Source organism: Streptomyces sp. WM6386 (genome assembly GCF_000972385.1).
In the GTDB taxonomy this organism is placed as follows: Bacteria; Actinomycetota; Actinomycetes; order Streptomycetales; family Streptomycetaceae; genus Streptomyces.
The window spans coordinates 131,458-147,719 of the sequence record NZ_JXTE01000006.1; the positions used below are offsets into that span (position 1 = coordinate 131,458).

Here is a 16,262-nt window from a genome sequence, read left to right on the forward strand (position 1 = left end):
TTTTCGGAGCGCCTCGAACTCGCCATCCCGGGAGGGAGCCGTATGAGAAAAAAGCACCTGCGTCAAGAAGCGCCCGCTCTGCCTCAGGAACTGCTCGATCGGCGGCAGGACCTCCTCGCGTACTGGACGCCGGAGCGGATGGCCGCGGCTCCGGGCGCTCCGCTGGGCTTCGCGCCCGCGACGCATCCGTACGGCGGCTGGGCCGCGTACCGCACCCGTGAGGCGGTCCCGTTCGACCCCGACGACCCGCCCGCGGCACGGCAATGGCACACCGACGGACCGGACCTGTGGTTGCTCACGGCTGCGCAACCGGCCCACGACGGACTCCGACGACTGCTGGCCGCCCGCACGGGAAGGGCCTCGGAGGACATCGACGTCGTCACGCGCCCCTGCCCATCGTGCGCCCTGCCCCACACTTCGGCCGTCGACACCGACCCGCCGCTGTACTACGCGCTCGCCTCCCACGGCGACCTGGCACTCTGCTCGGTCTCGACCACCCCGACCGGCCTCGGGCTGGCTCTGCCCGGCAGCGAGGAGGCGGCGGACAAGGAGGCGTACTCGCAAGCACGACGCGGCGCGCACTGGGCCTCGGGATCGCGCTGCCGCCTGAACGAGCAAGTCCACGAGTGGAAGACCGCACACGTTCTGCTCGACACCCCGCACCTCGCCGTCGTCGTATGGCGGGACGACACCGTTGCGCCTTCTCCCAAAGATCACCGAGAGTCGGCGGCGCGCTTCCACGCCGCCCCCCCCTTCTACCGCCGGAGCTCCAACCCTACGTTGAGTAGGGGGAGATGAACGATCGGTCAGCCAACCACGCAGGGGGAAGGTGGTCAGCATGTTCGGCAGGGTCCGCAAGTCCTTCGCCAGATTCTTCGACACCGAGCGCACCGAGACGGACAACAGCCGGGACAAACGCGCGCACAACCTGTTCGAGGCCGCGGCGGCCTACGTCTCGGCCTGTGCCGAGGACGACCAGGACCAGATCGACGAGGCCGTCGGCTGGGTGTCTCCGGAGGCGTTGTCGTTCGGGGTGAGCGAGCTGGCGTGCCGGGCGGTCATCGCGCTCGCGCGGGAGCGCGACGAGTCGCCGCAGACCGTGGCCCGTGCCCTCCTGGGGCTTCCGGCGGCCTGATCGACGGTCCAAAGAGGCCGATTCGCCCTGTCCGGCCGGAAAACAGCAGCTCCGGGTGGGCTGGGGAGTCGTGACAAGCGGCTTCCGCGCACACTAGGGTGCGCGCCGTTGGACATACCGATGGGGAGGCTGGGATGGCCGGGACGGACGAGGACACCGTCGCCGCCGAGGACGACGCGCTCTATGTGCTGACGGCGGTGCTGCTGACGCCGGCGAAGTTCCCGAGCGTGCTGGGCGACGACTATCCGGAGGCCTGTGCGGCGCTCGGTCTCGCGCCGCTCGCCGACGGGTACGGCCTGGTGCTCGGCCAGGACGGCGACGGCTCCCGCTGGACGGTCGTCATCGACGACGTCTCGCTGGTCGCCGTCGCCATCGCGTCCTGGGACTGCGGCATGGAGTACGACCTGTCGCCCGACGAACGCACGGTCGTCGCCGGCCTGCCGGGCTGGCCCCTCGCCGTGGCCGTCGCGGCTCCGGGTGTGCCCGCGCCGCACGATCCCGAGCCGGAGGTCGCGGACGGCCCTGCGCTGACGCCGCCCGACACCAGCGTCTGGGGGCCGGCTCAGCGTCGGCTGGGGGCCGACGAGATCGCCCTCCAGTGGGCCACGTGGCGTGAGCAGATCGACGACGCCGACTTCCCGGTGCCGGAACCGGTGGAGTCCGCCGAGAACGGCGGGGAGGGCGAGGTGGGCGCGCCCGGGGGCCACAGCGGCATCCGGCGTGTCCTCGCGGAGGCCCGTGGGTATGTGGACACGCCGCCGCCCCTGGGCCGGGTCCGGTCGTCCTTCGCGCCGGGCGACGCCCGCACCCTGCGTGCCGACGGACCCGGCTGGTCGCTCGTGGCCAGGACCGACGACATCGCGTTCGTGCTGCTCGACGACGAGCCCGGCGAGGTGCTGCCGGTCGGCCGCGGCCCGGAGCTGCCGGGGCTGCTGGAGGCGCTCGACAAGATGGCCGTACGTCCCAGCTGAACCGGGTCATCGACGGCCGCGGCCGTCCGGGTCCACCAACAGGGCGTCCACGACGGTGTCCGCGTCCTGGTGGGCCCTGAGCGCGTCGAGTTCTGCCCGCCAGGGTTCGTCCCAGGATGCCGCCCGGCCGCCGGCCCGGACGAGCTCCAGCGCGAGGCGGCCGGTCACGGCGGAGCCACGGGCACGGAGGGTCCGCGCGGCGGCGAGCAGGGCGGCACGCACGCGTGGCCGGTGCAGATCGGCCGGTACGCAGTGCCGTGTCGGCAGCCGTCCCGCCCCCGCCTCGCACTGGCGCGCGACTCTCTCCCACCGGTGTCCGTCGTGTTCGCCGTTGCGTACGAGCACCATGGCGCTGTCCCAGCTCACACGCGCGGCGTCGGCGTGGAGCCCCACGGCCTCCAGGGTGTCGGCGAGCGCGTCCAGCACCGCCGACGGCCCCTCGCCGCCTCCTGGATCCGAGTACTCGGCGCACGCGTGCAGCCGCCGCAGCGCATCGGCACGCGCGCGTGGGTCCACGGCTCGTGCGGCCAGAGCGTCGAAGGCGCCCCGGAACGCCGACTCGGTTACCGGACCCGGCGGCAGCCGGAGGAGTTGGCGCGCGGCCGCGTCCCACACGCTGCGCGGGTGAGCCGGGGCCGCGAGGGCATCCGCGATCGCATGGAGCCCGTCGGCCGCGCCGGGCGCCAGCCACGTCGGAAGCACCTGGCACGCGGCGACCACGGTGTCCTCGTCGCCCGTCTCCATCAGCCGTACCAGGAAGGCGGCGTACGCCTCCCTCGGAACCGTGCGACCGATGCCCACGCGTGCGTGTACGACCTCGTCGCGTACGGCGGTCTCATGGACAGCCCCCTCCAGACGGTCGGCCACGTCCCGGTGGTCGATCGCCGGCAGCAGGACGCGGGCGAGGACGGCGCGCACGTCCCGATGCCGGCCCGGCACGTCCCAGGCCGCCAGGAGGGCCTCGAAGGCGTCCTGCCGTGGGAGGTCGGCCAGCGCCCGTACGGCTTCCTTGCGGGCGCCCACCGGGCCGTCCGCGGCGCACGCCACGGGTGCCAGCAGGGGTACCGCTTCGTCGTCCGGCAGCCGTGCGATCAGCCGCCGCACCGAGGCCATCGCGGCACGGCCGCGCACGCCCCCGGTTCCCGCGTGCCGCAGCAGAAGAGAGACATGATCGCGGTCCGGGACGTCGCCGAGGGCCACGAGTGCCGCCGCTGCCACCGGCTGTGGGGCATCCTGCGTGAGCGCCGTCAGACGTTCGGGGTCCCTCAGCAGCCTCGCCGCATCGGTCCGCACGCGCAGCGGAGCCGATTCGTCGAGCACCACGCGCGCGTGGTGCTCTTCCCAGGCGTCCCGCTGGGCAGGCAGCCACCTTCCGGCGACGCCGGGCGCGAGGTGCAGTGTCCAAGTGGTGCGGCGGGTGCGCAACCGGCCGGGGAGGCCCTCGCGTGCGGCGGCCAGGACGGGGTCGAGCAGATCGGTGCGGCGGGTGGCGACGGTCCGCAGGACGACGGGAACGGTGACGAAGGTCGGGTCCAGGGCGATCAGTTCGGCGCAGCGCTGTTCGCGCAGCCGCGGCGGTCGGACCCATGCCGCCGCGGCACGCGTCGCGAGGTGCGGATCGTCGCACTCGGCGGCGAGCCGCAGCGCCTCGGCGTCGAGTTCCGGCAGCGCGGTGAGGTGTGTCGCGAGGAGCTCCGTGAGGGCGGTGCCCACCTCGGGCCGGCGCAGGGCCGTCGGTGCGATCGCCGTCCAGATGGCCCGGGCGGTCGTCTCGCCGACGTGCAACGGGGGCAGCGCCTCGGTCTGTTCGGGGCGCGTGACGAGTTCGCCGAGCAGTCCGGCCGCGTAGGCCGCCCGGTCCGGGCGGCCGGTCGCCGCCGCCCGCTCGGCGACCCGGTGGAGCAGTCGTCGCGCGGCCCTGACGGTGTCTTCCGTCGAGTCGTGCGCCTGGACGGTGGTGAGGACGGCGTCACGCAGGACGCGTTCGGGCAGGGCGGCGAGCAGGTGACCGGCGGCGCCCGCGAGTTGTTCGAGCGCGGGACGGCGCACGGCGTCCTGGTCGTGCCAGGCCCGTTCACAGTCGGCGGCGATACGGGCGAACTGCTCGGGGTCGCCTTCGAGTTCGGCGCAGATCAGCAGAGCGGGCCAGGCCAGGGAGCGGTGTTGGACGCGGTGGTTGTCCGCGAGCGCCTTCAGCAACGGTTCACCCTCGGCGAGCGGCAGGGCCTGTGCCGCTCGGACCAGGCTCCAGGGGCGGCGTTCGCCGCGCACCGCCGAGGGACGGACCAGATCCGCCCGGTCGGCGGGTTCGAGTGCGGCCAGGGCGTTGACCGGCGCCGGGACGGGCCGTGGCGTTGCCCTGGTGTGCTTCTCGACGATGCGACGCCGCTCGGCGGGTGGGAGGAGAGCGAGCAGATCGTCCGGAGTGACGTCGGTGCGGCCCGGCGCGACGGGTCGGCGTCCGGTGCAGCGGCAGTGCTCGGCGAGTTCCGCCAGGTCGTGTGCGGGCAGGGCGAGGAGCGTTTGGCGCAGCGAGGGCGGCAGCGGGCCTACGGGGACGAGGCGTTCCCGGGCGCGGTCGCCGGGGCCGGGGGGTGGTGTGCGCAGCACCGCCAGTGCTTCGGCGGGCCGGGTCAGGGCGGAGAGGACGGCTGCGGGAGTGAGCAGCAGCGGTGTCCGTTCCAGCAACAGGAGCGCCGCGCGCGGCTCACGCCGGGCGGCGAGCGACGCGACGGCACGGAACTGGCGGGTCAGGTGCTGGGGACGGTGCGCGCATTGAGCCGTCACGTGTACGGCGACGGCGTAGGGGGCGGTGCGGGCCAGGGAGTTGAGGACGCCGGGTGCCGGTTCGACGCGGGGCAGCCATTCGGCCACCGTCTCGGGTGGGCAGGCGGGCAGGAGTGCGGCCGCTTCCCGGCCGCCGTGGCATTCGTGGATCTGCGGCAGCAGCCTGGCCGCCAGTGCGGTACGGCGGCTCAGCTTGAGGAGTCGATAGGTGTCGTGGCGTACAGCCCTGATGTCGCTCAGGGCCAGGCGCACCAGGGCCTGTTCGGGTACGGGCAGCCGGATGGCCGCCGAGCGGGCCCGGCGTCCCAGCAGCGGGTCGGCGAGAGCCTCCGTCACCCGTTCCAGGTCGCGGCGGACCACCGCGAGGAACAGAGCTGTGTGCCGGTCGGCGTGATCGCCGTGGTCGAGGACATGGTGGAGCGTCTCGTAGGCGCCCGGAGCGAGGGTGCGGGCATAGCGCGCCAGGGCGCTCGTACGGGCCGGGAAGGGCAGGGTGTCGAAGTGGGCCCTCAGCCAGGCGGGCGTCAGGGGCGCCGGCGGGTTCTGGGGCTGTCGGGACGGCGTCGGGGACGCCTCGTATGCGGCCATCAGCGCTCACCGTGGAGTCGCTGGGCCCCCTTTCCAGAAGTCATGTCGGCCATGGTGGGGTGCCGCTGATCACCTGCGCAAACGAATTTCTCGCGCCTCTTCGATCCCCTTCCTCCACACGGCACTTCACATATGGCGAGCTCATTCCATGTGGCCCCGACCCATGGATGGCGCCGTACAGCACTCGCACCATGAGGCAGCCCGCGACTCCCCGACCCGTACCGGAGGCCCTCATGCACCTGTCCCGAGGCGTCCCGCTCCTCGCCGCCGCACTCGTGGCGACGGTCCTCACCTGGCCGACTCCCGCCGCAGGCACGGCAGATGGTCACTGCGCACGACAGGACCGCGTCCACGTGCCGGGCGCGGCCTTCCAACGGAGCGCGTGTCTCACGGACCTGACGACCACCGGGCTGGCCGGCACCCCGTACACCGACACGGCCGACCAGGCGGGGCTGACGGCCAGGGCGACCCGCACCCCGTCCGGGGTTCCCGGTGTGCAGATCGACGGCTACTTCCCGGACCCCTCCCGGTTCAACGCCACCCACGGATGGCAGCACGACGCCCAGTTCGTGATCAGACTCCCGGACCGCTGGAACGGCGGACTCGTCATCACCGGCGCACCGGGTACGCGCAGGCAGTACGCCACGGACACGGCGATCTCCGACCAAGTGCTCGCGCAGGGCTACGCCTACGCCGCGACCGACAAGGGCAACAACGGCGCCGACTTCTACCGCGACGGCACCCGCCCCGGTGACGCGGTCGCCGAGTGGAACGCGCGCACCACCCAGCTCACGCGCGCGGCCAAGCGTGCGGTGGCCCGGCGTTACGGGCACACGCCGAGCCGCACGTACATGACGGGCATCTCCAACGGCGGCTATCTGACGCGCTGGCAGCTGGAGAACCATCCGGAGCTGTACGACGGCGGCGTGGACTGGGAGGGCGCGTTGTGGACCGCGGACGGCCCGAATCTGCTCACCTCGCTGCCCGCGGCCGTGGCCCGTACGACCGGCTCGGCGCGGGACGAGGACCTGTATGCGGTGGGCTTCGCGCGCGGCTCGGAGTTCCTGTGGCCGTACCACGAGAAGGCCTACTGGGGGTCACGCAGAAGATCTACCGCGCCGAGTTCGACCCGGCCTACGACCCCGCCTGCCCCGGCCCGACCGCGGGGACCACCACGGAGCAGGTGCTGGCGCCCTGCGCCACCGACGCGGTCTACGACTACACCGCACGCCCGGCGTCCGTCCGTCGCGCCGTGGCCCGGGTGGCGCTGACCGGACGGATCGGCCGACCGCTGATCACCCTGCACGGCGACCTGGACGCGCTGCTGCCCGAGGCCGCCGACTCCGATGTGTACGCGCGCATGGTCGACGCGAGCGGCAGGGGCCGTGTGCACCGCTACTACACGGTCGAGGGCGGCACGCATGTCGACGGCCTGTACGACACCTATCCGGACCTGCTGCGGCCGATCCTGCCCTGCTACCGGTCGGCCTTCGACGCGCTGGTGTCATGGGTGGAGCGAGGCACCCCGCCGCCCGCGGACCATGCCGTGAGCAGGCCCGCGAGCGGCGACGTGGTCAACTCCTGCACCCTGGCCGACCGGGCCGAGGCGGCCCGGTAGCCGAGGCTCTCAGCGACCGAGCTCCTTGCGTGAGACACGGCGCAACCTGCGCCGCTGCGAGGGGTCCAGCGTGAGGTACGCGGCGGCCGGCACTCCCAGGACTATCAGGAGCGCGGCCCACCACGGCAGCCAGATCAGCAGAAGGATGCCGACCGCCACACCTCCTGCGGCGATCTTCGCGTTCTTCGACATGTGTCGCCTCCTCCGCGGCCACAGCCGCTCTCTGTCCTGAGAACGGGCCCGCGCTCCCCACGGTTCCGCACCACGACCCTGAGACGTCCCTGAGGCGCTACCCCTAGGTGTCCCTGAGACAGGGATACCCATCCCCACCATGAGGTGACCCAGATCACGGCCCGGTCATTCCGGGTCGACCGAGCAGGTGCTGTACCCTCGGCCACTCCGCGCTGAGTAGTCAAGTTTGAGGAGTATCGCATTCCTGTGCCGAGGATTCCCGCGGCAACACCGTCCGAGATCTCTGAACTGGCCCGATGCTGTGCCGTGTTCGTCCCCGGCGACCCGGCCCGCACCGGTTCCGTCGCCTTCTGGGACCCCGATGGCGACGCACCGCCGGCCGTCGCGTCGGGCTACGTCGAGGACCTGACCGTCGTCGCGCCCGGCGAGGAGGGGGTGGAGACGGTGACCGTGCCGGCCGTGCTGCTGCCGGTGCGGGCGGCCCTGCCCGTCCTCACGCGTGCGCGTGCCGCCACGCACGGCCATCGGGCGACCGTGTTCTGGGGCACGGCCGCCGTGCACGCACTGCAGCTCGCGGCTCGCGGACTGCTGCTGCCCGGCCTGTCCGAGGGCGACAACGACGCCTGGCGCGTGGGTCCGTTGCGCCCCGAGGACGTCGAGCGTATCCGGGCGCTGGCCGCGGCGATGCCGCCCGAGGCGCACGCCGTACCGCTCGACGGCGGCCCACCGCTGCGGCTGCCCGATCCCGAGCGGCTGCTGCGCGCCTTCCTCGACGCGATCGCCGACACGCTGCCCCGCTCCCCCGCCGCGTCGCTCGTGACCGGCGGCCCCGCCTACGCGGCGCGGGAACCGCAGCACGTGCCCGGGCACCGGGCCTGGGCGGCCGATGTGGCCGCCGGTCACGACGCGGGCGTACGGCTGTCGCTGCGGATCGAGGCACCCGGTCTCTCGACCGCGGCGCGGGACGAGGCCACCCCGGCGTTCCGGGCCGTGCTGCAGGTGCACGACGTGAGCGATCCGGCGCTGGTCGCGGACGCCGGCGAGGTGTGGACAGGGCCGGGCGGGGCGTTCGGCCCTCGTGCGCGGATGGACGCCCTGCTCGCGCTGCGCCGCGCGGCCCGCGCCTGGCCGCCGCTCGCGCCCCTGCTCTCGGCGGCCGTGCCGGACGCGCTCGAACTCGCCGACGAGGAGGTCATCGATCTCCTCTCGGCCGGCGCCCGGACCCTCGCCGGCGCCGGAGTCGACGTGCACTGGCCCAAGGAGCTCGCCCGCGAACTGACGGCCCGCGCGGTGGTCGGTCCGCCGGACGACACGTCGGAGCCCGGCAGACTCTCCTCGGACACCCCCTCGTTCCTCTCCGCCGACGCGCTGCTGGCCTTCAACTGGCGGTTCGCACTCGGCGACCAGCAGCTCACCCGCGAGGAGCTCGACCGACTGGCCGAGTCGAACCGCCCTGTCGTGCGGCTGCGCGACCAGTGGGTCCTGATCGACCCGCAGGAGGTGCGCCGGGCCCGCGCCCAGCAGGACCGCAAGATCACCCCCGTCGACGCGCTCGGCGCCGCTCTCACGGGCTCCACGGAGATCGACGGCCACCGGGTCGAGGTGCACCCCACGGGATGGCTCGCGGACCTGCGGGAACGGCTCGCGGACCCCGAGGCGCAACAGCCGGTCGAGCAGCCCGCGGAGCTCGCGGCCACGCTGCGGGACTACCAGCGGCGCGGCCTCAACTGGCTGGCGCGGATGACCTCCTTGGGGCTGGGCTGCTGTCTCGCCGACGACATGGGGCTCGGCAAGACGATCACGCTGATCGCGCTGCATCTGCACCGGCAGACGGATGCCTCCACCGCCGGTCCCACGCTCGTGGTGTGCCCGACCTCCCTCATGGGCAACTGGCAGCGCGAGATCGAGAGGTTCGCCCCCGGCACGCGCGTGCGCCGCTTCCACGGGCCGCGACGGGACCTGGACGCCCTGGCCGCCGGGGAGTTCGTGCTCACCACGTACGGCACGATGCGGCTGGACGCCGACCGGCTGGCCGACGTGTCGTGGGGCATGGTCGTGGCGGACGAGGCGCAGCACGTCAAGAACCCGTACTCGGCGACGGCACGGCAGCTGCGTTCCATCGGCGCACGCGCACGCGTGGCGCTCACCGGCACCCCGGTGGAGAACAACCTGTCGGAGCTGTGGGCCATCCTCGACTGGACGACTCCCGGCCTGCTGGGCCGCCTCGGCGCGTTCCGCGCCCGGTACGCGCAGGCCATCGAGGGCGGCCGGGATCCGAGGGCCGCCGAGCGGCTGTCGCGGCTGGTGCGCCCGTTCCTGCTGCGCCGCCGCAAGTCGGATCCGGGCATCGCTCCGGAGCTGCCGCCGAAGACGGAGACGGACCGCGCGGTGTCGCTCACCAAGGAGCAGGCGGGTCTGTACGAGGCCGTGGTGCGCGAGACGCTCGCGGAGATCTCCGGCGCCGACAACATGGCGCGGCGAGGGCTGATCGTGAAGCTGCTGACCGGGCTGAAGCAGATCTGCAACCACCCGGCGCAGTACCTCAAGGAGGACCGGCCGAGGATCGTCGGACGGTCCGGAAAGCTGGAGCTCCTGGACGAGTTGCTCGACACCATCCTCTCCGAGGGGGCGAGCGTGCTGGTCTTCACGCAGTACGTGCAGATGGCCCGCCTCATCGAGCGGCACCTGGCCACCCGCGGAGTGCCCTCGCAGTTCCTGCACGGCGGCACGCCCGTCGCTCAACGGGAGGCGATGGTCCAGCACTTCCAGGACGGTGGGGTCCCGGTCTTCCTGCTGTCGTTGAAGGCGGCGGGTACGGGGCTGAACCTCACCCGGGCCGAGCATGTCGTGCACTACGACCGCTGGTGGAACCCGGCCGTGGAGGCACAGGCCACCGACCGTGCGTACCGGATCGGGCAGAACCGGCCGGTGCAGGTGCACCGGTTGATCGCCGAGGGAACCATCGAGGACCGCATCGCCGACATGCTGAGCCGCAAGCGGGAGTTGGCCGACGCGGTGCTCGGCGCCGGTGAGGCGGCCCTCACGGAACTGACGGACGCGGAGCTGGCGGATCTGGTCGAACTGCGAGGGGGCACACGATGAGTGACGAGACGGAGCGCACGTTCGCCGCGTTCCCTCCCGCGCGCGGGAGGGGCTTCGCGCAGAGCTGGTGGGGCCAGGCCTGGCTGAAGGCGCTGGAGGACGCCGCGCTCGACACCGCGCAGGTGAAGACCGGCCGGAGCCTCGCGCGCGCGGGAGCCGTCGGCGCGGTGTCGGTACGGCCGGGGCGCATCACGGCCGTCGTCCAGGACCGCGACCGCACCCCGCACCGGGCCGATGTGCTGCTGGAGCAGCTGTCCGACGACCAGTGGGACCGCTTCCTGGACATGACCGTCGCGCGCGCCGGCCATGTCGCGGCTCTCCTGGACCGCGACATGCCTCCGCACCTGGTCGAGGACGCGGCGGCCGCGGGCGTCGAACTCCTGCCGGGGATGGGCGATCTGGAGCCGGAGTGCGACTGTGGCGCCTGGGACCACTGCGGGCACACGGCGGCGCTCTGCTATCAGGTGGCGCGGCTGCTGGACGAGGACCCCTTCGTCCTGCTGCTGATGCGGGGCCGCGGTGAACGCGCCTTGCTGCACGACCTCCAGGACCGCACCGCCGTACCCGATGAGGCGCCGGCCCTGCAGGAGGGCGTGGACGCCGCCGAGGCGTACGCGGCCGGGGACATCCTTCCGCCGCTGCCCGCCCTGCCGGAGCTCCCCGAGGAGCCCGGCGTACCACCGTCCCTGGACACCGAGACGCCGGCCCCCTCCGGTGTCGGTCCGGCCGCCCTGGAGTTCCTGGCCGCCCGGACCGCGGCACAGGCATACCGTCTGCTGGCCGAACAGGACGCTTTCGACGACGAGTTGACGCTCGCCCAGGACGCCGTCCGCCTCGCGGTGGGCATTTCGGAGAGGACCGTGCTGGAGCGGCTGGCAGAGGGCTCGGGGCGCGCCATGGAGGAGTTGGCGCCGGCCATGCGCGCGTGGCGGGACGGAGGCGTGGCCGCGCTGGACGTGCTCGAGGAGGAATGGACGGCAGGGGGTGAAACGCTCGCACGCGCGCGTGCCGCGCTCGACTCGGCGTGGGACGAGGAGGAGCGGCCGTCGTTGCGGGCGAGGGGCAACCGGTGGACGGTCGTGGGCTCTTCGAGCCAGTTGCGCCTGGGACGGGACGGCCGCTGGTGGCCGTACCGGAAGGAGCGGGGCCGCTGGGTGCCCGCGGGGGGCGGCGTCCAGGATCCCGCGACCGCGCTGGCTGCGGCTCAGGAGGCCCTGGAGATAGGTTGATGTGTCATGAGGCACTTCGGCCAGGACATCCTCACCGTCGCGGACGAGCTCACCGAGGCGTACGTCGAGATCTTCACCGCCCCGCCCTGGGACCACCGGAACGCCGAGGAGACCCGCGCGGCGTTCCGGGAGCGGCTGGAGACGGACGCGCACCGCCCCGGCTTCCGTGCCGTCCTGGCGCTCTCGGACAGCGGTGGGGTGGACGGCTTCGTCACGGGCTGGACGACGCGGTCCCCCTTTCGCAGCGACCGCGCGTACGGCAAGGTCAGCCGACGGCTCGGCGCCGACCGGGTCGACGAGCTGCTGGTCGGCGCTTTCGAGGTCGACGAATTGGGCGTACGGTCGCGCGCCCGCGGCACGGGTCTGGGCCGTCGGCTGCTGTCGGCCCTGACCGTCTCCGTGCCGGAGGGCCGGGCGTGGTTGCTGACCTGGGACCAGGCGCACGACACGCTCGCGTTCTACCGGCGTACCGGCTGGACGGAGCCCGAACCGCTGCCCGGCCAGGAGACGGACGTGGTCGTGTTCCTGGCGCCCGCCAGGGCTGCTACGACTCCGTGAGGCGGCCCTGCCACAGCATCGGCAGGACGTGGTCCCTGACCGCGGGCGCGATCCGGATGTCGTCCTCGTGCCCGGTGATCCAGCGCATGTGCGCGAGTTCGGCGGCGGGGCGCGGCACCTGGGCGAGACGGGCGCCGTAGAGGGACATCCGCATGGGCACGCCTTCGAGGGCCGCCATGGCCTCGACATCGGCCAGGAACCGCGGTTCCAGGGGCCGTACCCCCAACTCCTCGTCCAGCTCGCGGTACAGGGTCTCCAGGGGCGCCTCGCCCGGGTCCGGTTTGCCGCCCGGCACATAGAAGACCTCGGGGGCCGCCTGCTTGCTCACCACCAGGAGCCGCCCCTCGCGGACGATCGCGGCCGCCACGACTTGCAGTACCTCTTGTGTCATGGGCCCCATCCTCACCCACGCTCGACGAGCCCCTGCCACACGTCGTTCACCTGCCGGTCGTGCGGCGTTCGACACGGGGCCCAAATCTGGCCGCTGTCAGTGAACTTGTGCACCCAGGAGGCCCGATGTCCCCGTCTGCCACCGGCCGGCGCCGCGTCCACCGTTCCCTCGCGGCGGGCGTGCCCTTCGCCGTGCTGGCCGCGCTCGTGGCCGCTTCCCCGGCCGAGGGCGCCGCGTCGGGCGAGCCGCATGTCATCCGCGCGGCGACGCTCGGGGACATCCCGCTGGGCGCGTTCAGCAACGGGCTGTTGCCCGGCACGGTGGGGGACGACCGGGGCGTGGACGTCGGCGGCATCGGCAGCGACATCTACCCCGCGGGCCGCAAGGGCGAGTTCTGGACCGTCACCGATCGCGGGCCCAACGGCCAGATCAAGGTCGACGGCACGAAGCGCCGTACGTTCCCCGTGCCCGGATTCGACCCGGCGATCGTGAGGATCAAGGTGTCCGGCGACACGGTCAGGGTGCTGGACGCGGTCCCGATCACCACCTCCTCCGGCAAGCCGGTCACCGGGTTGCCGAACCAGGAGGGGCGCGACGAGGCGCCGTACACCTATGACGCGAGGACGTCTCTGTCGTACAACCCGAGCGGGCTGGACACCGAGGGCATCGTGCGGGCCGCGGACGGCAGTTTCTGGCTCGCCGACGAGTACGGGCCCTCGCTGGTCCATGTCTCCGCGCGCGGGAAGGTGCTGACGCGCTACGTCCCCGAGGGGCTGCATCTCACCGGCGCCGGCTATCCGGTGGTGGAGGCGCTGCCCGCCGTCCTGCTGCACCGGAAGATCAACCGCGGTTTCGAGGGGCTCGCCCAGCTGCCGGGCGGCGACCTCGTGCTGGCCGTGCAGAGCCCGCTGTCCCTGCCGGACACGGACGCGGGTGAGGCGTCGCGCACCGCCCGTCTGCTGCGGTTCTCGCCCAGGAAGAAGGCCGTCACAGCCGAGTACGCGTACCGCTTCGACCCGGTGGACGTCGTCGACCCGAGCGAGGACGACACCTCCGAGCTGAAGATCTCCTCGGTGGTCGCGGTGGGCGGCAACCGTCTGCTGGTCGAGGAGCGCACCGACAAGGCGGCACGGCTCCAGCTCGTCCACCTGGACCGCGAGGCGAACATCCTCGGCGGCCCCTATGACGACGACACGACGTCGCCGTCGCTGGAGCAGCTCGACGATCCGGCCGCTTCGGGTGTGCCGGTGCTCGCCAAGCGTCCGGTCGTCGACCTGGGCGCGGTCGACGGGGTGCCGGGGAAGATCGAGGGCGTCGCGCGCGTGGACCGCGACACGCTCGCCCTGATCAACGACAACGACTTCGGGATGACCGACGGCACAGGCGCGTTCGACGCTCAGGGCCGGCTGGTCGACAGCGGGGTGGAGACGACGGTGACGTACGTGCGGCTGCCGCGCGGCGTCTGATCACGTCAGGGGTGCGGTGAGCTTGCGGGCGCCCTGGGTGTCGGCGGCCAGGCTGCAGGCGACGTTGTCGATGCCGAGCCGGTAGCCGGCGGGGTCCGGGTACTGCACCAGGATGCCGCGCACGGTCCCGCCGGGCTGGTCCGCCGCCTTGTCGTCGAGGGTCCGCTCGCACAGGTCCGACGCGGCCTTCTTCAGGGCCGCGTCGGTCGTGTAGTCGCCCTCGAGTTCCGCGATCTTCACGACCTCGGCGTCGTGCGGTTTACCGCAGGGGCGCTTGGCCGCCTGCCCGGGCCGGCCGCCGTCGGTGTCGAAGCAGTCGCCGGTTCGCAGCATGTAGTAGGGCACTTCGTCGGACGCGAAGGACGGGATCAGCGACTCGAGGCCGCTGGGGAACTCGCTCGGCAGGTCGGTGGGGAACTGCGAGGGCAGTTGGGTCGGCAGCTTCGTCGGGAGCTCGCTGGGCAGTCCGGTCGGCAGGCTCAGGGTGGGGCGGGGCGAACTGCTCGCGCTCGCGCTGGGCTTGTCGCCCGGCGAGTCGTCGTCGCTGCCCGACGCCATCAGCACGATGGCGGCGACGGCGGCACCGACCACGAGCACGGTGAGCAGGATGAACAGCGGATTGCGGCCCCGGCCCGGGCCACCGGGCGGTTCCGGCGGAGGAGGCGGATCCCATCCCCCGTACGTGGGCGGTCCGTTGCCTCCGGGAGGCGGACCGTACCCGCCCGGAGGCCCATAGCCCCCTCCCGAGGAGCCGAAGCCTTCAGGAGGAGGGCCGAAGCCGCCGCCGTAGGGCGGCGTGTCGTCCGGCGGCCCGGGCGGCTGAGGCGGTACGGGCGGCATGGCCATACCGTCCAGGGTCGCCGTGTGCGGGGCACGGCGCGACCCCCGCACGGAAGTTGATACCGACTCATGCCATGGATGGCATCGTTCCGGAGCATTCCGCGCGGGGGCCGATCAAACCCGGAGACCGATCACACACGCACGCGCGCGTGCGTTCAGCCGCGGGCGCCCAGCAGGTGGTCCATCGCCAGCTGGTCGAGCTGCTCGAAGGCCATACCGCGCGCGGCGGCCGCCTCCACGTCGAACTCCTCGAAGGCCGTACGGTCCGCGAGCAGCGACTTCAGGCCGTCCGCCGCCGTGGGCTGCGCCAACTCGTCCAGACGCGCGGCCCGCAGCGCCTCCTGGACCTGCGGGTCGGCACGGAAGGCGGCCGCACGCTCCTTGAGAATCAGGTAGTTGCGCATGCAGCCCGCGGCCGACGCCCAGACGCCGTCGAAGTCCTCGGTCCGCGGCGGCTTGAAGTCGAAGTGCTTGGGACCCGCGTAACCGGCGCTCTCCAGCAGGTCGACCAGCCAGAAGGCGGACCGCAGGTCGCCCGCGCCGAAGCGCAGGTCCTGGTCGTACTTGATGCCGGACTGGCCGTTGAGGTCGATGTGGAAGAGCTTGCCCGCCCACAGGGCCTGCGCGATGCCGTGCGGGAAGTTCAGCCCGGCCATCTGCTCGTGGCCGACCTCCGGGTTGACGCCGTAGAGCTCCGGGCGCTCCAGGCGCTCGATGAACGCCAGGGCGTGGCCGACCGTGGGAAGCAGGATGTCGCCGCGCGGCTCGTTCGGCTTGGGCTCGATCGCGAACTTCAGGTCGTAGCCCTGCTCGGTCACGTACTCGCCGAGGAGGTCGAAGCCCTCCTTCATGCGGTCCAGGGCCACGCGTACGTCCTTGGCGGCGCCGGACTCCGCGCCCTCGCGGCCGCCCCAGGCGACGTAGGTCTCGGCGCCGAGCTCGACCGCCAGGTCGATGTTGCGGATCGTCTTGCGCAGGGCGTAGCGGCGCACGTCACGGTCGTTCGCGGTGAACGCGCCGTCCTTGAAGACGGGGTGCGTGAAGAGGTTGGTGGTGGCCATCGGCACCTTCATGCCGGTCGCGTCGAGGGCCTCCCGGAAGCGCTTGATGTGGCCATCGCGCTCGGTGTCCGAGGACCCGAAGGGGATCAGGTCGTCGTCGTGGAAGGTCACACCGTGGGCGCCGAGCTCGGCCAGGCGCCGCACGGTCTCGACGGGGTCCAGGGCACTCCGCGTGGCGTCGCCGAACGGGTCCCTTCCCTGCCAGCCGACGGTCCACAGGCCGAAGGTGAACCTGTCCTCGGGGGTGGGCTGGTAGTTCATGCCGCGACTCCTTGATTGCTTGCGACTATTTCGTCATGGCCGTTTACAAATTAGTATGCGATC

12 protein-coding genes and 1 pseudogene are annotated in these 16,262 nt (G+C 72.7%); 8 read left to right on the plus strand and 5 right to left on the minus strand.

All coding sequences use genetic code 11. From position 1 onward, the window contains the following. The first annotated feature begins 42 nt into the window (after positions 1-42). The 3 genes from TN53_RS05640 to TN53_RS05650 all read left to right on the plus strand — a co-directional run bounded on the left by TN53_RS05640 (position 43) and on the right by TN53_RS05650 (position 2,106). Positions 43-798, plus strand: a complete 756-nt coding sequence (locus tag TN53_RS05640) for a hypothetical protein (RefSeq protein ID WP_159038099.1) — start codon at positions 43-45, stop codon at positions 796-798. Between the two features lie 40 nt (positions 799-838). Then, on the plus strand, positions 839-1,135 hold the full coding sequence (locus TN53_RS05645) for a hypothetical protein (RefSeq protein WP_046257309.1): 297 nt from the start codon (positions 839-841) through the stop codon (positions 1,133-1,135). A gap of 134 nt (positions 1,136-1,269) precedes the next feature. Continuing rightward, positions 1,270-2,106: a hypothetical protein gene (locus TN53_RS05650; protein WP_046257239.1), complete on the plus strand. Its 837-nt coding sequence runs from the start codon at positions 1,270-1,272 to the stop codon at positions 2,104-2,106. Positions 2,107-2,112: 6 nt separating this feature from the next. On the opposite strand, the gene TN53_RS05655 is transcribed toward TN53_RS05650, so the two are convergent. Next, positions 2,113-5,481 (minus strand): hypothetical protein, encoded by a 3,369-nt coding sequence (locus tag TN53_RS05655; protein ID WP_046257240.1) that lies wholly within the window; start codon positions 5,479-5,481, stop codon positions 2,113-2,115. 233 nt (positions 5,482-5,714) lie between these two features. Between TN53_RS05655 and TN53_RS05660 the strand changes: the two are divergent. Next, positions 5,715-7,099 (plus strand): annotated as a pseudogene (locus tag TN53_RS05660) (tannase/feruloyl esterase family alpha/beta hydrolase). 9 nt (positions 7,100-7,108) lie between these two features. On the opposite strand, the gene TN53_RS05665 reads toward TN53_RS05660, so the two are convergent. Next, positions 7,109-7,291 carry a hypothetical protein gene (locus tag TN53_RS05665; RefSeq protein ID WP_046257241.1) on the minus strand — a complete coding sequence of 61 codons (183 nt, stop codon included), beginning with the start codon at positions 7,289-7,291 and terminating at the stop codon, positions 7,109-7,111. Between the two features lie 246 nt (positions 7,292-7,537). Between TN53_RS05665 and TN53_RS05670 the strand changes: the two genes are divergently transcribed. Genes TN53_RS05670 through TN53_RS05680 form a run of 3 tightly spaced genes read left to right on the plus strand, consistent with a single transcriptional unit; the run spans position 7,538 to position 12,180 of the window. Further along, a complete protein-coding gene (locus TN53_RS05670; protein ID WP_046257242.1) occupies positions 7,538-10,393 on the plus strand; it encodes a DEAD/DEAH box helicase in 2,856 nt (951 codons plus the stop codon). Further along, entirely contained in the window at positions 10,390-11,622 is a 1,233-nt protein-coding gene (locus tag TN53_RS05675) for an SWF or SNF family helicase (RefSeq protein ID WP_046257243.1), read from the plus strand. The genes TN53_RS05670 and TN53_RS05675 overlap by 4 nt, the downstream gene beginning before the upstream one ends. Positions 11,623-11,628: 6 nt before the next feature. After that, positions 11,629-12,180 (plus strand): GNAT family N-acetyltransferase, encoded by a 552-nt coding sequence (locus TN53_RS05680; RefSeq protein WP_046257244.1) that lies wholly within the window; start codon positions 11,629-11,631, stop codon positions 12,178-12,180. Here TN53_RS05680 and TN53_RS05685 read toward each other — a convergent pair. Beyond that, entirely contained in the window at positions 12,167-12,571 is a 405-nt protein-coding gene (locus TN53_RS05685; RefSeq protein ID WP_095046311.1) for an NUDIX hydrolase, read from the minus strand. The genes TN53_RS05680 and TN53_RS05685 overlap by 14 nt on opposite strands. 125 nt (positions 12,572-12,696) lie before the next feature. On the opposite strand from TN53_RS05685, the gene TN53_RS05690 reads away from it, so the two are divergent. After that, positions 12,697-14,037, plus strand: a complete 1,341-nt coding sequence (locus TN53_RS05690) for an esterase-like activity of phytase family protein (RefSeq protein WP_046257246.1) — start codon at positions 12,697-12,699, stop codon at positions 14,035-14,037. Here the strand turns inward: TN53_RS05690 and TN53_RS48180 are convergent, their stop codons facing one another. Beyond that, positions 14,038-14,634: a hypothetical protein gene (locus tag TN53_RS48180; protein WP_046257247.1), complete on the minus strand. Its 597-nt coding sequence runs from the start codon at positions 14,632-14,634 to the stop codon at positions 14,038-14,040. Positions 14,635-15,032: 398 nt separating this feature from the next. Further along, a complete protein-coding gene (gene xylA / locus TN53_RS05700) occupies positions 15,033-16,199 on the minus strand; it encodes a xylose isomerase (RefSeq protein WP_046257248.1) in 1,167 nt (388 codons plus the stop codon). Between the last annotated feature and the right edge of the window lie 63 nt (positions 16,200-16,262).

What these genes read in the sequence shown, in the direction of transcription:
- TN53_RS05665 (WP_046257241.1), bottom strand. Translation starts at nt 7,291, where the DNA reads ATGTCGAAGAACGCGAAGATCGCCGCAGGAGGTGTGGCGGTCGGCATC.
- TN53_RS05655 (WP_046257240.1), bottom strand. Translation starts at nt 5,481, where the DNA reads ATGGCCGCATACGAGGCGTCCCCGACGCCGTCCCGACAGCCCCAGAAC.
- TN53_RS05645 (WP_046257309.1), top strand. Translation starts at nt 839, where the DNA reads ATGTTCGGCAGGGTCCGCAAGTCCTTCGCCAGATTCTTCGACACCGAG.
- TN53_RS05690 (WP_046257246.1), top strand. Translation starts at nt 12,697, where the DNA reads ATGTCCCCGTCTGCCACCGGCCGGCGCCGCGTCCACCGTTCCCTCGCG.
- TN53_RS05685 (WP_095046311.1), bottom strand. Translation starts at nt 12,571, where the DNA reads ATGACACAAGAGGTACTGCAAGTCGTGGCGGCCGCGATCGTCCGCGAG.
- xylA (WP_046257248.1), bottom strand. Translation starts at nt 16,199, where the DNA reads ATGAACTACCAGCCCACCCCCGAGGACAGGTTCACCTTCGGCCTGTGG.
- TN53_RS05680 (WP_046257244.1), top strand. Translation starts at nt 11,629, where the DNA reads ATGAGGCACTTCGGCCAGGACATCCTCACCGTCGCGGACGAGCTCACC.
- TN53_RS05640 (WP_159038099.1), top strand. Translation starts at nt 43, where the DNA reads ATGAGAAAAAAGCACCTGCGTCAAGAAGCGCCCGCTCTGCCTCAGGAA.
- TN53_RS05675 (WP_046257243.1), top strand. Translation starts at nt 10,390, where the DNA reads ATGAGTGACGAGACGGAGCGCACGTTCGCCGCGTTCCCTCCCGCGCGC.
- TN53_RS05650 (WP_046257239.1), top strand. Translation starts at nt 1,270, where the DNA reads ATGGCCGGGACGGACGAGGACACCGTCGCCGCCGAGGACGACGCGCTC.